The 15,091-nt window shown below is 68.9% G+C and carries 13 protein-coding genes; 6 read left to right on the top strand and 7 right to left on the bottom strand.

What is annotated here, in order from left to right; all coding sequences use genetic code 11:
• Window positions 1-4: 4 nt before the first annotated feature.
• From ABD719_RS03965 to gmk, 3 genes are all read left to right on the top strand, one after another.
• Window positions 5-217, top strand: a complete 213-nt coding sequence (locus tag ABD719_RS03965) for a hypothetical protein (protein ID WP_344692092.1) — start codon at window positions 5-7, stop codon at window positions 215-217.
• Entirely contained in the window at window positions 214-423 is a 210-nt protein-coding gene (locus tag ABD719_RS03970; RefSeq protein WP_192125264.1) for a hypothetical protein, read from the top strand. Before ABD719_RS03965 ends, ABD719_RS03970 begins: the two co-directional genes overlap by 4 nt.
• Window positions 424-537: 114 nt before the next feature.
• Window positions 538-1,140 carry a guanylate kinase gene (gmk, locus tag ABD719_RS03975; RefSeq protein WP_192125495.1) on the top strand — a complete coding sequence of 201 codons (603 nt, stop codon included), beginning with the start codon at window positions 538-540 and terminating at the stop codon, window positions 1,138-1,140.
• Window positions 1,141-1,317: 177 nt separating this feature from the next.
• Here gmk and ABD719_RS03980 read toward each other — a convergent pair whose 3' ends face one another.
• The 3 genes from ABD719_RS03980 to ABD719_RS03990 are packed head-to-tail and all read right to left on the bottom strand — an operon-like array spanning window position 1,318 to window position 2,896.
• Entirely contained in the window at window positions 1,318-1,998 is a 681-nt protein-coding gene (locus ABD719_RS03980; RefSeq protein WP_344692093.1) for an ATP12 family chaperone protein, read from the bottom strand.
• Entirely contained in the window at window positions 1,995-2,246 is a 252-nt protein-coding gene (locus tag ABD719_RS03985; protein ID WP_344692094.1) for a hypothetical protein, read from the bottom strand. Before ABD719_RS03985 ends, ABD719_RS03980 begins: the two co-directional genes overlap by 4 nt.
• On the bottom strand, window positions 2,243-2,896 hold the full coding sequence (locus tag ABD719_RS03990; protein ID WP_344692095.1) for an HAD-IA family hydrolase: 654 nt from the start codon (window positions 2,894-2,896) through the stop codon (window positions 2,243-2,245). Before ABD719_RS03990 ends, ABD719_RS03985 begins: the two co-directional genes overlap by 4 nt.
• Window positions 2,897-2,969: 73 nt before the next feature.
• Between ABD719_RS03990 and ABD719_RS03995 the strand changes: the two genes are divergently transcribed.
• On the top strand, window positions 2,970-3,665 hold the full coding sequence (locus tag ABD719_RS03995; RefSeq protein WP_344692096.1) for an aspartate/glutamate racemase family protein: 696 nt from the start codon (window positions 2,970-2,972) through the stop codon (window positions 3,663-3,665).
• Window positions 3,666-3,828: 163 nt separating this feature from the next.
• Here ABD719_RS03995 and ABD719_RS04000 read toward each other — a convergent pair whose 3' ends face one another.
• Window positions 3,829-5,871, bottom strand: coding sequence for a M13 family metallopeptidase (locus ABD719_RS04000; RefSeq protein WP_425567118.1), 2,043 nt, complete (start codon window positions 5,869-5,871; stop codon window positions 3,829-3,831).
• Between the two features lie 306 nt (window positions 5,872-6,177).
• Here ABD719_RS04000 and ABD719_RS04005 point away from each other — a divergent pair, with 306 nt between their 5' ends.
• Both ABD719_RS04005 and ABD719_RS04010 read left to right on the top strand, forming a co-directional pair.
• Window positions 6,178-7,185 carry an alpha/beta hydrolase gene (locus ABD719_RS04005; protein ID WP_344692098.1) on the top strand — a complete coding sequence of 336 codons (1,008 nt, stop codon included), beginning with the start codon at window positions 6,178-6,180 and terminating at the stop codon, window positions 7,183-7,185.
• A 61-nt stretch (window positions 7,186-7,246) separates the two neighbouring features.
• The gene (locus tag ABD719_RS04010; protein WP_344692099.1) at window positions 7,247-9,214 is read left to right on the top strand and encodes a CocE/NonD family hydrolase; all 1,968 of its coding nucleotides are present in this window, start codon (window positions 7,247-7,249) and stop codon (window positions 9,212-9,214) included.
• Between the two features lie 105 nt (window positions 9,215-9,319).
• On the opposite strand, the gene ABD719_RS04015 is transcribed toward ABD719_RS04010, so the two are convergent.
• The 3 genes from ABD719_RS04015 to ABD719_RS04025 form a co-directional block, all read right to left on the bottom strand.
• Window positions 9,320-10,651 (bottom strand): BNR repeat-containing protein, encoded by a 1,332-nt coding sequence (locus tag ABD719_RS04015; protein ID WP_344692100.1) that lies wholly within the window; start codon window positions 10,649-10,651, stop codon window positions 9,320-9,322.
• Between the two features lie 11 nt (window positions 10,652-10,662).
• Window positions 10,663-13,602 carry a TonB-dependent receptor gene (locus tag ABD719_RS04020; protein WP_344692101.1) on the bottom strand — a complete coding sequence of 980 codons (2,940 nt, stop codon included), beginning with the start codon at window positions 13,600-13,602 and terminating at the stop codon, window positions 10,663-10,665.
• 117 nt (window positions 13,603-13,719) lie between these two features.
• On the bottom strand, window positions 13,720-15,081 hold the full coding sequence (locus tag ABD719_RS04025; protein WP_344692569.1) for an efflux transporter outer membrane subunit: 1,362 nt from the start codon (window positions 15,079-15,081) through the stop codon (window positions 13,720-13,722).
• Between the last annotated feature and the right edge of the window lie 10 nt (window positions 15,082-15,091).

Raw genomic sequence — 15,091 nt, forward strand, 5'->3', positions numbered from 1 at the left:
GACCGTGGGTGCAACGACAATCGGCGCGCTGGTGGGTGGCGTCATCGACAGCATGGGTGGTGACGAAGATGCCAGCTGGGACGGCGCGCTGAAGGGCGCGATCGTCGCCAATGTACTGAAGGTCGTGGTGCCGATGGCGATCACCTATGCCGTCGGCTGGGCCGTCCTGCGCGGGGCGGGCGAGCTGAAAGACACCGTTTTTGGAGATGTGAAATGATCGGCAAGATTATCGGTGCTTTGGTGGGCCGCGAGATGGACCGTCGCGACGGCCGTGGTGGATTGAAGGGCGCGGCGATGGGCGCGTTGGTCGGCGGCGGGCTGCGCCGGATGGGGCCGCTCGGCATGTTGCTCGGCGGCGGTTATGTCGCGAAGAAGGCCTATGACCGGCGTCGCGCGGGCCGCTCGGTGCCGCCGACGTTCTGATCGCGGATTGGCCGGGCAGGTGGCTGGCGGCTTGACGCCTGCCCCCGTGCCCGGCCAAAGGCGCGCATGGCGCACCATTTCCCTGACGATGCACACAGCCTCAAGCGGCGGGGCATGTTGTTCGTGCTCTCGTCCCCGTCGGGGGCCGGCAAATCCACCATCGCGCGCAAATTGCTGGCCGACGATGCCGGGCTGGAGATGTCCGTGTCCGCCACCACCCGCGCGATCCGCAAGGGCGAGGAGGACGGGCGCGACTATCATTTCGTCGATCTCGAAGAGTTTCGCCGGATGGCGGCGAACGACGAGTTCCTCGAATGGGCGCATGTCTTCGACCACCGCTACGGCACGCCGCGTGCGCAGGTGGAGGCATTGCTCGACGCCGGCAAGGACGTGCTGTTCGATATCGATTGGCAGGGCGCGCAGCAGCTGTTCCAGATCGCGGGCGGCGACGTGGTGCGCGTGTTCATCTTCCCCCCCTCGATGCCCGAACTGCGCGACCGTCTGGAAAAGCGCGCGACCGATTCGGCTGCGGTGATCGACGCGCGGATGGCGCGGGCCGCCAACGAGGTCAGCCACTGGGACGGATACGACTATGTCCTCGTCAACGACGATGTCGAGGCGTGTTTCCAGGGCGTGAAGACGATCCTCGCCGCCGAACGGCTGAAGCGTTCGCGGCAGACCGGGCTGATCGGGTTCATCCGCCGCCTGACGCGGTAATCCGGCTGGTAGCCGGGCCGACACTCCCCATTCCGTCCTGGTGACCGGGCCAACCTCATCCATTCCGTCATTGCGAGCGTAGCGAAGCAATCCAGAGCCCCGCACGTGACGCGCTGGATTGCTTCGCTACGCTCGCAATGACGGTGAAGGGGATGCGATGCCGCGCTGTCAGATCGATCAGCTGACCGCCGCCAGAAACCGCGCCGCCGCCTCGAAATCGCGGCGATGGGCGGCGGTGGTGGCGGTCGCCAGCGCATCCTCGCCCCATTGCTCCGCCTGCCAGTCGTCGTCGACCCGTGCCGCCGCCCACACCGCGTCGGGCGTCATCGCCGCTTCCGCCAGTGCCAGCCCCAGCACCAGCGATCCGGTGATCGTCACGATCGGCGACAGGGCGGCGAGCGTCCAGGCGTCCTTCGCCCCGATCGCCTCGCCCAGCCGGGTGATCGTCGCGGGTGGTTGCGGCCGGTGGACGATGCCGGCGGTGGTCTCGATCCGCACGTCATAGCGCTGCCGCGCCCAGTTCAGGGGCGGGTCCCACGCCGCTACCTGCCGTTCGACCAGCGGCGCGGGCGTTTCGGCACGGTAGCAGAGCAGATCGGTCTCGCCATATTTCGCCAGCCCGGCGGCGAAGGCGCGCGGATCGGGGGCGATCCGCTCGATCGCGGCATTGGCCAGGCCGGTGGCGGGCATCGCGTGCGGATCGACCTCGCCGGTGACGGCGCGCCATTCGTCGGCGACCAGCGTGGCGAGCGCCGGCGTCGGCAGCACCAGCGGCAGCCGCCCTGGCGTCCGCACCGGCCGGCCGTCCAGCAGGATGCCACCATCGACGATGCCGACCTGATCCCAGAACCGCTTCATGGCACGGGCGGACTGCGCCAGCGATGCGCCAGACTGGCGGGCACCACCGCGATCACCACCAGCGCGGACAGGACCAGCGCGATGCCGATCAGCTTGGGCAGCAGATCGTGCGCGCGCGCGGCCAGCACCATGCCCAGCATCGCCCCCGCCACCCCGGCAAGGCGGATGCCGACCAGCACCAGCCAGCGCCGCTGCGCGATCTGCGGGGGTACGGGGTCGGCGCCGACATCGTCCGGAAACTCGTTCATCCCAGCAAGCCCGGCAGTTCGCTGGCATGGGTGGCGACCGTGTCCGCGCCGGCATCGGTCAGTTCGGCGGGGGCGTGGTAGCCCCATGCCACCCCCACCGCGCGCGTGCCCGCGCTGCGCGCCATCGCCATGTCGAAACTGGTGTCGCCGATCATCACCGTCTCCGCCGCCGTCGCCCCGGCCTCCGCCATCGCCGCACGCAGCATCGCCGGATCGGGTTTGGAGGGGTGCCGGTCCGCGGTCTGGAGCGTGACGAACCGGTCCGTCAGTCCATGTCGCTCCAGCACGTGCGCCAGCCCGCGATCGGACTTGCCGGTGGCGACGCCCAGCGTCCAGCCGGCCGACACCAGCGCCTCGATCGCCGCCGCCACCCCATCGAACAACGGTTCGTCGTCCAGCCCGCCGTCGCGGCGCAATTGCTGATAGACGCTCTTGAAATCGGCGGTCAGCTTTGCGTGATCGGCGTCGGGGCGCAGCACCTGCATCGCCTGCGGCAGGCTGAGGCCGACGATCCGGCGCGTCTCGGCACGGGGCGGCGGCACCAAGCCGGACAGCGCGAACGCCGCGTCCATCGCCCGGCCGATATTGGCCTGCCCGTCGACAAGGGTACCGTCGCAATCGAACACGGCAAGGCGGACGGGACGGGTCATCGCCCCCGCCATAGCGCGATCGCCGCGCGTGTCAGCCCCGCAATCGCCATAAAGCCGCGTCATCCCGACGACCATGAAGACGATCGGCATCATCGGCGGCATGAGCTGGGAAAGCTCGCTGGAATATTACCGCATCATCAACCGGGCGGTGCGCGACCGGCTGGGCGGCCTCCATTCCGCGCGCATCCTGATGCTGTCGGTCGATTTCGCGGATATCGCGGCGCGGCAGCGGGCGGGAGACTGGCCCGCGCTGACGGCGCAGATGATCGACGCGGCCCGCGCGCTGGAACGCGGCGGCGCGAACGGCGTGCTGATCGCGACCAACACGATGCACCTGATGGCGGACGAGGTGGCGGGCGCGATCGGCGTGCCGTTGCTCCATATCGGCGACGCCGCCGCGCGGGCGGTGCGCGCGGCGGGCCATGGGCGGGTGGGCCTGATCGGCACCGCGTTCACGATGGAACAGCCCTTCTATGCCGAACGGCTCGCACGGCACGGGCTGGACGTGATCGTCCCCGCCGCGGACGACCGGCGGGCGGCCCATGCGATCATCTATGACGAACTGGTGCAGGGCCGGATCGAACCGGCCAGCCGGGCGGTCTATCGCGCGATCATCGCCCGGCTGGTCGCGCGCGGGGCGACGGCGATCATACTGGGCTGTACCGAGATCATGCTGCTGGTGAGCGACGAGGACAGCGCGGTGCCGCTGTTCGATACGACGACACTGCATGCGCAGGCGGCGGTGGCGTGGGCGCTGGGGGACTATTGAGCGGGCACGACGCATCCATTCGCCCTTCCCCGGCGGAGGCCGGGGCCCAGTTGGGTGAAGTTCTGCCGTTATTCACAACGGCTTTCCCAACTGGGCCCCGGCCTCCGCCGGGGGGGTAGGTTGGCGGAGGCGGTTTCACCCCCGTCAGAGTGGTAGACGTGGCCTACCAGATCCGCACGCGATCCTTCGGCGCGATATATTGTTTCGCGCCCGGCTGGATATCGAACGCCTTGTACCACGCATCGACGTTGCGCAGCGGGTTCACCGCGCGGATCTGGCCGGGGGAGTGTGGGTCGCTGACCAGTTGCTGGCGCAGCGCCTCCGTCCGGGTCAGCGTGCGCCATGCCTGGCCCCAGCCGAGGAAGAAGCGCTGGTCGCCGGTATAGCCGTCGATCACCTTCGCCGGCTTGCCGCCCAGCGAGGTGTGATAGGCGTCGAGCGCGATCAGCACGCCACCCAGATCGCCGATATTCTCGCCCATCGAAGCGGCGCCGTTGATGTGCAGGCCGGGCAGTTCGGGGAAGGTATAGGCCTCGTACTGGCCACCCAGGCTGGATGCCTGCGCATCGAACTTGGCGGCATCCTCCGCGGTCCACCAGTCGCGCAGCACGCCCTTGCCGTCGGACTTGCGGCCCTGATCGTCGAAGCCGTGGCTGATCTCGTGCCCGATCACGCCGCCGATCGCGCCGTAATTGACCGCCGGATCGGCGTTCGGATCGAAATAGGGTGCCTGCAGGATGCCGGCGGGGAAGACGATCTCGTTCTTCACCGGGCTGTAATAGGCGTTCACCGTCTGCGGGGTCATGCCCCATTCGCCCCGGTCGACCGGCCCGGCCAGCCGGTTGCGGCGATAATCCCATTCGAACCGGCCGGCGCGTTCGGCATTGCCGACCACGTCACCCGCCTGCACCTGCAACGCGCTGTAATCGCGCCACTTGTCGGGATAGCCGATCTTGACCGAGAAACCGGCCAGCTTGGCCAGCGCCTCCTGCTTGGTCGCCGGGCCCATCCACGTCAGGTTGCGGATACGCCCGCCCAGCGCGACGCGCAGGTTGGCGACCAGCTGGTCCATCTTCGCCTTCGACGTGGGCGGGAAATACAGCGCGACGTAATCGCGGCCGATCGCCTCGCCCATCGCGCGATCGGCGAAGGCGACGGCGCGCTTCCACCGGTCGCGCTGCTGCGGCTGGCCGTTCAGGAATTTGGAGCGGAACTCGAAATTGGAGTCGACGAACCGCTTCGACAGCATCGGTGCGATATCGTCGGTGATGCGGAACGCCTGCCACGCCTTCAGCGTGTCGAGATCGGTCGCGGCGAAGACGGCGGCGATATTGGGGAAGGCGGTGTTCTGCCCCACGATCGCGCGTTCCGCGCCGCCGATCCCGGCGGACTGCCAGAACGCCGCCCAGGGAAAGCCGGGCGCGGTCGCCTGCAACTGCGCCAGCGTCATCGGGTTATAGGTCTTGTCGCGGTCACGGCTCTGCGCGCGGGTCCAGTGCGCCTGCGCCACCTGCGTTTCCATCGCCACCACCTTGTCGGCGGCGGCGGCGGCATCGGGCCAGCCGGCCATGCCCAGCATCTGCGCGACATACTGGCGATACCGGTCGAGCTGCGGTTTGAACTTCGCATCGACATACAGGTCGCGGTCGCCCAGCCCCAGCCCCGACTGGCGCAGGTACAGCGCATAGAGATCGGGCTGCTTGGCATCGTCGCTGACGCCGGGGCCGAAGAAGGTGCCGCCGAACCCGCCGATCGACCGGCCCATCAGCCGGGCGATGTCGTCCTTGTTCGCCGCCGCCTTCACCGGGGCCAGCCGCTGCACCAGCGGTGCCGCGTCGGCGCGTTCCACCGCCGCCTGATCCATGAAGCCGCGATAGAGCATCGCGACCTTGGCGCGGTCGGGATTGGCGGCGTCGGTCGGCTGATACCCCTCGATCAGCGTCCGCTCGCGCGCTTCGGACAGGTCGCGCAGCACGCCGAAGGTGCCGTAGTTCGACCGGTCGGCCGGGATCGGCGTGTTCTTCTCCCAGGTGCCGTTGACGAAGCGGAACCAGTCGTCGCCGGGCTTCACGCTCTTGTCCATGCCGGCCAGGTCGATGCCCCATTTGCCGTAAGGGGCGGGCGTGGCGGCGGCGGGCGCCGCGGTCTGGGCGGCGGGAGGCAGGTTGGCAGGGGACAGGGCTTCACGGGCGGCAAGGGGAGCCATCGCCACCAGCGCGACGGTGGAGGCAAGCAGCAGCTTCTTCACAGACAGTATCTCCGGGGGGGGCGTTGAAAGGCATGAATATTTCCCATGGTTCGCACGGCCCGTCCGGTCGTGCAACCGGGAAGGGCAGGGCGCGATACCGGGCATGATCCGTCACCCCGGGCCCGTTCCCGGGGCCACGGTGCCGCAAGAGCAAGGGATGTTGAACAAGGGGAACGGTGGACCTCGGAACAGGCCCGGGGTGACGGATCGGTTTATCGGCGATAATCATCGGCTTCCCTGTCCCCGTCCGCCGGAATCCCCGCCATGATCGATCGTCGCCACGCCATTCTCGGCACGCTTGCCGCCGGTCTCGCCGCACCGGTTCTGGCGCAGGGTAAGGTCGGGGGCGGGGCCGCGCCCGCCGACCCGGTGGAGACGATCGAGCTGTGGCCCGGCGCCGCGCCGGGGATGCCGGCCACCCCGCCGGTCGAGAAGGTCGAAGAACGCAGCCGGGAGCCGGGATACCACAACCGCACCGTCACGGGGATCGTGCGGCCACGGCTGCTGGTGTTCCGGCCGGCGCGGGCCAACGGATCGGCGCTGCTGGTGATCCCCGGCGGTGGTTATTCGCTGATCGCGATGGATCATGAGGGCCATGCGGTCGCGCGGCGGCTGGCGGCGCAGGGGTGGACGGTGTTCGTGCTGCTCTATCGCCTGCCGGGGGACGGCTGGGCGGCGGGGCCGGACGTCGCGCTGTCGGATGCGCAGCGGGCGATGCGATTGATCCGCGCCCGCGCCGCCACTTACGGCATCCGGCCGGAACGGGTCGGGGTGCTGGGCTTTTCGGCGGGCGGGCATCTGTGCGGCGATCTCGCCACGCGGTTCGCGGCCCCGACCTATGCGCCCGTCGACGCGGCCGACCGGCTGGACGCGCGACCGGCGATCGCGGCGCCGATCTATGCGGTGCAGTCGATGACGCTGCCGATGGCGCATGCCGGATCGCGCGCGCTGCTGATCGGCAAGGATGCGTCGCCCACCCTGGAACGCGCCCATTCCACCGCGCTGAACGTCGGCGCGCAAACCCCGCCCTGCTTCCTGGTCCATGCCGAGGACGATGGTGCCGTCGATGTCGGCAACACGCTGGAATTCCGGGCGGCGCTGAAGGCGGCGAAGGTGCCGGTGGAGACGCATCTGTTTGCCGAGGGCGGCCATGGGTTCAGCCTGACGCTGCCGGACAGCAAGCCCGCGTCGCGGTGGCTCGACCTGTTCACGGTCTGGGCGGGGACGCACGGGCTGGGCCAGGGCGCCGCGTCGCCGCAACGAGGCGGTTGATCCGGCGGCGCGGGCGCGCCACGATGCGCCCGTCCTGTCTCCGTCCGGAAGCCATGCCCGCATGATGAAGCCGTTACTCTGCGCCGCCGCCGTTTCGCTGGTCGTCGCCCCCGTCCTTTCCCCCGTCTATGCCCAGCAGGGGCCGGCTCCCAAGGATGCCGCCGCCCGCGCCGAAGGTGCCGGTGGCGACGTGCCCGCGAAGTTCACGCCGCCCGCCACGCAGAACGACTACGACAAGCGCGTGATGATGGTGCCGATGCGCGACGGCACGAAGCTCTACACCGTCATCGTCGTGCCGAAGGGGGCGACCAACGCGCCGATCGTGCTGACCCGCACCCCCTATAACGCCAAGGGCCGCGCCAGCCGCAGCGACAGTTCGTCGATGCTCGCCACCCTGCCGCTGGCGGACGAAATGTTCGTGAAGCGCGGCTATATCCGCGTCTATCAGGACGTGCGCGGCAAATACGGGTCGGAGGGGGATTACGTCGTCACCCGCCCGGTGATCGGCCCGCTCAACCAGACCAAGGTCGATCACGTCACCGACGCCTACGACACGATCGACTGGCTGGTGAACAAGGCGAACCTGCCCGAATCGAACGGCCGGGTCGGGATGATCGGGTCGTCCTACGAAGGCTTCACCGTCGTCATGGCGCTGCTGAACCCGCATCCCGCGCTGAAGGTGGCGGCGCCCGAAAGCCCGATGATCGACGGCTGGATGGGTGACGACTGGTTCCATCACGGCGCGTTCCGCCTCGCCAACATCGCGTGGCTGGGGTCGCAGACCGGGTACAAGGGGGCGGGCGCCGCGCCGCCGACCGGCGGCTGGGACGATTACGAGAATTTCCGCGAGGTCGGCTCGGCCGGCGCCTGGGCGCAGAAATCGGGGTACGACCAGTTGCCCTATTGGCAGCGGATGGTCAGCCATCCCGCCTATGACGGCTTCTGGCAGGGGCAGGCGCTCGACAAACTGGTCGCCGCCAACCCGTCCAACGTCCCCACCATCTGGGAACAGGGGCTGTGGGATCAGGAGGACATGTACGGCGCGATCACCGCGTGGGAGGCGCTGAAGGCCAAGGGGAAGACGGGCAACAACTTCCTCGTCATGGGGCCGTGGCGGCACAGCCAGATCAACCGCGAGGGGCGGTCGCTCGGGCCGTTCCAGTGGAATGGCGACACCGCGCAGCAGTTCCGCGAACAGATGGTGATGCCGCTGTTCGACCAGTATCTGCGCGACGGCGCGCCCGCCAACCTGCCGGCGGCGGCGATCTACAACACCGGCGAGAACCATTGGGACCGGTTCACGTCATGGCCGCTGGCGTGCGCGCAGGGCTGCGCCGCGCCGCTGACGCCGATCTATCTGGGCGCGGACGGCAGCCTGGGGTTCGACAAGGCGGCGGCGGGCAGTGACAGCTACGTCTCCGATCCCGCGAAGCCGGTGCCGCATTTGCCGCGCCCGGTGAATTTCGAGGACGGTCGCTGGGGCGACTGGCTGGTCAGCGACCAGCGCGGCGTCGACGGGCGCACCGACGTGATGACCTACAGCACGCCGGCCCTCACCGCGCCGGTCCGCGTATCGGGCGCGCCGATCGCCGATCTGTTCGCGCGCACCACCGGCACCGACGGCGATTTCATCGTCAAGGTGATCGACGTGTACCCGGCGGAGAACGCGACCGATCCCAAGATGGGCGGATACCAGCTGGCGATCGCGCAGGACATCTTCCGCGGCCGTTACCGCGATAGCTTCGCCAAGCCGTCGGCGATCCCGGCGAACAAGGTGCAGGAATACAAGTTCCGGCTGCCGACGGTGAACCACGTCTTCCAGCCGGGGCACCGGATCATGGTGCAGGTGCAGTCGAGCCAGTTCCCGCTCTACGACCGCAATCCGCAGACCTACGTCCCCAACATCTTCCTCGCGAAGAAGGCGGATTACAAAAAGGCGACCGTGACGATCCAGCGCGGCGGCGCCACGCCCAGCCGGGTGTGGTTGCCGGTGGTGCCGGTCGATCAGGCGGCGGTGACGGCGCGGTAACCCCCCGTTCGTGCTGACCGAAGTCGAAGCACTGCGCCGGACGCAGGGCCTTCGACTTCGCTCAGGCCGAACGGCGATAGGGGAGGGGGCGTGCGATACCGAGAGTCACCGCGGCATCACCAGTCGCAGCACGGTGGGATCGGGAATATCCTCGCCCGGCAGGTCGCGGTGCGGCGGCAGGGTGGCCCAGGCGAGCGCGATCCCCGATCCGCCCACATCCTCGACCGTGTTCAGCGTCATCCCCGCCGGCACCGCGAACCGGCCTGCCAGCCGCTCGGCCAGCAGGCTGCCCGGCGTCTCCGACACGCGTTTCAGCGTCGCAGCATCCAGCAGGAAATCGATCGGCTTGCCGTCGCGGATCACGCTGACGCGGATGCGGTTCTGCCCGACCGGCTCCGCCCCCTTCACGAACAACCGGCTCTCCAGCGAGCCGCCGCCCCGGAAATCCCAGCGGAACCCCTGCCAGTCGCTGACCTGCGCGATCCGCCAGCCCTTCGGCTCCGCGCGGGCGACGTAAATCTGCGTGTTCCCCTTGGCATCGAACTTGTGGAAGGTAATCATCGCGCGGCCGGCGGGGTCGAAGCCGATCACGGTGTTGTTGTTGATCATCCCGCCCTCGACCGGCACCGGATCGACGATCTCGGCGGTCTTCAGCGTGATCGGCAGCGTCAGCGGCTTGCCCGCCGCCGTCTCCCAATGCACCAGATCGCGGCTGCGCGCATAGGACAGGTCGTGGTTGGTCTCCGCCATCGGCGTCTCGCGCCAGACCCAGGCGATGTGGAAATACTTGTCCGGCCCCAGCACCGGCCCCACGAAATACGCGTTCCGCTGCCCCTCGCCATCGGTCAGCGGCACCTGCAACAGATGCCGCCACGTCCTGGTGGCGGGATCGTAGACGTTGTAGATCTCGTTGCCGTTGCCGCTGCTGCCGTCGCGATATTTGTAGACGAGGCGGCCGGCGCCATCGCGCAGGAAGATCGGATAGGTCATCTTCCCCTCTACCCGCGTCTCGACCATCACCGGCTGGCGGGTCAGCGTCCGCACGTCGCCCGCCACGGCGGTGCGGTAATAGACCAGCGGATCGCCGTGCATGTTGGCGGAGACATGGACCTGCCCGTCCGCATCCACCGCCATCGCGATGTAATTGTGGCTGTCCCAGCCCAGCCAGCTGTCCAGCTTGTGATACACCCACGCCGCCGACCCGCGCGATCGCGACGCCACCGTCAACTGCCGGTTGGCGTCGTAATAGGCGACGGTGATCCGCGCCGCCGTCACCGCCAGCGCGAACCGGGCGCTGTGTCCGGACCACACCCGGTCGATCGCCGACAATTCGGGGGTAGCTGCCGCGGCCCCCGCCCGTGCCGGTTGCTGCGCCCCCGCCGCAGCGGGAATGGCGAGCGACAGGAGCAGGGCGACGCGGAGGGGGTGGAGGGTCATGGGGGCTTTCCTTACAGCGCGAAGCGCACGCCGATCTGATAGGTGCGGCCATCGAAATCCGCGCGGCGGGGCTTGCGTTCGTTGTTCTCGAACTCGATCCGCCTGGCGTTGGTCAGGTTGAACGCGTCGGCGGTCAGCGAGACGTTTTCGGTAATGTTGAGCGAGGCGGACGCATCGAGCTGGCCACGCGCCTTCACCTGCCGCGCCGCGCCGGCAAAGGTGCCGCCCGCCGCCAGATCGTATTGGCTGCGATAGTTATAGGTGCCGCGCACGCCGAACAGCTTGGTCTCGTAATAGCCGATCAGGTTGACGACGTGCTTCGACACGCCGGGCAGGATCGCCTCCGTCCCGTTCGAGGCCCGGCCCTTCACGTCGGTGAACGAATAGTTCACCTGCCCGCCCAGCCCGGACAGGAAACCCGGCAGCCAGTCGAAATTCTGCTGTACCGACAGTTCCACGCCACGAACGGTGATCGGGTTGGGCGAGTTGATGTTGCCGCCGACGACCACCTGCACCGGCTGTCCCGCCGAGACGAGCGTGGTCGACTGGCAACTGTCGCCGACGAGGCGCAACGGCCCCAGCCCGAAGCCACCGCCATCGGCGGGGCACAGCAGGCTGCGATCGGTGATCGGCGCGATCAGGCCGGAAATGCGCTTGGTGAAGGCGGCGGCGGAAAAGACGCCGCCCGGCCGGTTGTAGAATTCGACCGACGCATCGAACGAATCCGCGCTGAACGGCTTGATGCCGACATTGCCCAGCGTGACGTTGAACAGCGTGCCGCCGCCGCTGATGACGGTGGAGGGCGACACCTGCCGTGGCTGCGGCCGCACGAACGACCGGTAATAGGCGCCGCGCAGCACCAGCTTGTCGGTCAGGTCGGCGGCGATCAGCACCGATGGCAGCCATTCGCCGTAATCGCTGGTCCGCTCGACCCGCGCCGGCTGGCCGAGCAGCAACTGCGTCGATTCGGTCTGCTGGCGGGTATATTCGTAGCGCAGGCCGATATTGCTGCGCACGTTGATCCCCGCCACCATCGTATCCAGCTTCGCCATCGCATAGCCCGAGGCGATATCGTTGGAGAGCTTGAAGTTCAGCGAGCCGACGCCGCCGTCGGCGGTGTTGTTGACGAAACCGTTGGCGGTCAGCGACTGCCCCGGTGCCAGCGTCACCGGTTTCAGCGCGGCATCGACCGCCGCGAAATCCAGCGTCTGCCAGTTGGTGCTGTAACCGGGGACCTTGCCGCCGAAGAAGTCGGTCGCGAACGGGCTCTGCACGATCAGGCCGGGGGCGATGTTCTGCTGCTGCACCCCGAACACGGTGGAACGGTATTGCTGCGATTCGAACTCCGTCGCCTCGAACCGCGCGCCGATCTGGATGCTCTTGAGCGGCCCGGCGTTGATATAGCGTTCGAGGTCGCTCTGCCCGGCATAGAGGTGGTTCTTGGCGATCCCCTCGCTGCCCGCGACGATGAAGATGTCACCCGATGCGTTGCGCAACTGGTTGGCGTCGAGCACCGCGAACGGCCCCGGCGTGAAGGTGACGGCGGACGCGGGGTTCAGCAGGAAGCGGAAATCCTCGATGTTGGTGCCGCCCGAATAGGCGGACCCGCTGGTGCCGTTGCCCGCCGCGCTCGGCAGCTTGCGATAGTCGAACTGCGTCTGGATGACGGAGTTGCTGGCATCGGAATAGGAGAAGGTGGTCAGCGACCGCCAGTCCTCGTTCTTGTACCCGATATCGCCATAGAGGCCGTAGGACCTGATCTTCGACGGTTCCGCCCGGGTCGAGGCGAAGACCCGCGCGTTGCGATAGTCGTACCGGTCGATGTAGCGGTTGCCGTCGGGCAGCGTGAAGACCTCGCCGGTGGGGTTCACCACCGTATTGGCATCGCGCATGTCGTAATCGATGATGTCGGTGTTGGCGTCGCTATAGTCGCGGCGCGTGTACAGGCCGTTCAGCCCGAAGGTCAGCTCGTCCGTCGCCGCCCATTCCGCGCCGGAGGCGATGGTGAAGCGGTCGCCCTTGTTGGTCTTCACGAACTGGCGGATGTCGGACGGGAACAGCACGTTGGCGCTGCCGGTGCCGCCGAAGCGCGCCACATAATCCGGCGTCGTCGTCCGCGACAGCGGCGTATATTGTGCGAAGGTGATCGAATCGCGGCGGAAATTCTGTTTCGAATAGGCGCCGACGAAATACAGCCCCAGCGTGTCGTTCAGGAAGTGCTTCGAGTAGGACAGCGACCCCTGCGGATTGAACTTCTCGGTCAGCTCCTCATACGCGCCGGACAGGCGGACGGTCAGCGCCCCGTCCTTGCGGGCGAGCGCACGCTGGATCTGGAGGTCGACATTGCCGCTTATCCCGCCCGGCTGGTCGGCGGCGGAGGGCGACTTGATGATCTGGAACGCGCTGAACACGTCCGATTCGAACGCGCCGAGCGGGCTGGACCCGTCCAGCACCGGGTCCGCAAAGGTGCTGCCGTTCAGCGTGGTGCGCGCATAGGTGCCGGGCAGGCCGCGCAGGTTGATCGTCGCGTCGCGGCTTTCCGCCTCGCGGTTGATCTGCACGCCGGGCACGCGCTGCAACGCCTCGCCCACGTTCAGGTCGGGGAAGCGGCCGATGCCGTCCGACGAGATGCCGTCGGTTACGCCCACCGCGTTGCGCTTGGCCTGCAGCGCGTTGGCGTAGCTGGCGCGGATGCCGGTCACGACGATGTCGGCATCGCCCGCCCCGTTGCCTGGCCCGTCGCCCGCCGCCTGCGCGGCGACGCCGGCCTCGATCTGGGCGGGCGGGGCGGTATCGGTCTGCGGATCGGTGCCGGCCACCGGCGTCGGCGGCCGGTCGGTCTGCGAGGTTGCGGGCAGGCCCGGCGCGGTCGACTGGCTCTGTGCGGATGCCGGGGCGGCCGCCGCCATCGCCGCGCCTGCCATCAATACGGCGTACAATTTGCCCTTCATCGTCATCCCCCCTTGGTCGACATCACGATCCCCTTCAGGGCTTCGTTCCGATATCCGGGAATATGTACTACGAGTTGGAACCAGGCAAGCCGCAATCGTATGTCGTCGGACGGTCGCCTACCGCGTGGTGACGGCGACATCCTCGCGCGACCAGCCGCCACCCAACGCCTGATACAGCGTGACATAGGCGTTCAGCCGGTCGGCCTGCGCCTGGATCAGCGTCAGCTCGGCGGTCAGCAGGCCGCGTTGCGCATCGAGCTGGTCGATGTATGACGAATATCCCGCACGGTAGCGATTGGACGCGTTGCGCAGCGCCCCGGCCAGCGCGGCGCGCTGCGCGGCCAGCGCGATGGCCTGCTGCCCCGATCGCAGCACCCCGGCCAGGCTGTCGTCGACCTCGCGGAACGCGGTCAGCGCGGTGCGGCGATAGGCGAAGGCGGCGGCATCGCGGCGGGCGGCGGCGGCATCGGCCTGCGCGCGCAGGCGGCCCGCATCGAAGATCGGCGACAGGATGCTGCCCCCGACCGAGAAGACGCCGATCGGGTTCGCCAGCGCGGTCGACAGCACCACCCCCGCCGATCCGGTCAGCGACACCCCCGGCAGCATCGCCGCGCGTGCGCTGTCCAGGCTGCGATCGGTGGCGACCAACGTCTGTTCCGCCTGGAACAGGTCGGGCCGGCGGCGCAGCAGGTCGGCGGGCAGGCCATCGGGGATCGCGGGGGCCAGCAGCCGGTCGATCGGCAGGCCGCGCGCGATCGGCCCCGGCGCGTCGCCGATCAGCACCGACAGCGCGTTCTCCTGCCGCGTCACCAGCAGTTGCGCCTGTGGCACCAGTTGCTCGGCGGCGTGATATTCCCCCTCCGCCTGCCGCAGTTCGAGGTTGGAGGTGTACCCCGTCGTCGAGCGCCGCCGCGCGATCCTGAGCGCCTCCGCCCGTGCCGCCAGCGTATCGCGCGCGACGCGCAGCCGCTGATCGAGCGACCGCAGCGTGATATACCCGGTCGCGACGCCGCTTACGATGGCGAGCCGCACGGTATCGCGCGCGCCCTCGCTCGCCAGTGCCTGCGCGCGCGCGGCGGCGCTCGCCTGCCGCAGCCGGCCGAACAGGTCTAGATCGTAGCTGGCCTGCACCAGCGGCTGCACGCCGATCGCATCGCTGGGCCGGCCGAGCGGGCTGACCGTCTGCCCGTCGGTCAGCGGCACCCCCGCGCTGACCAGCGGCGCCTGTTGCGCCCGGGCGAGGCGGACGGCGGCGCGCGCCTCCTCCACCCGCGCCGCCGCACTGCCCAGATCGGGACTGTTGGCGAGCGCGCGGGCGACCAGCCCGGCCAGCACCGGATCGCCGAACGCGTTCCACCAGTCCGCCCGGATCGGCGCGCCCGTACCCAGCGCGGTGCGCCATGCCGGCGGCGGCACCACCGCCACGCTCGCCGGCGGGGCGGGGCGCGGACCGATGCAGCCCGCCAGCGTGGCGGTCATCAACAGGACG

The organism is Sphingomonas cynarae (assembly GCF_039537815.1).
Lineage (GTDB): Bacteria > Pseudomonadota > Alphaproteobacteria > Sphingomonadales > Sphingomonadaceae > Sphingomonas > Sphingomonas cynarae.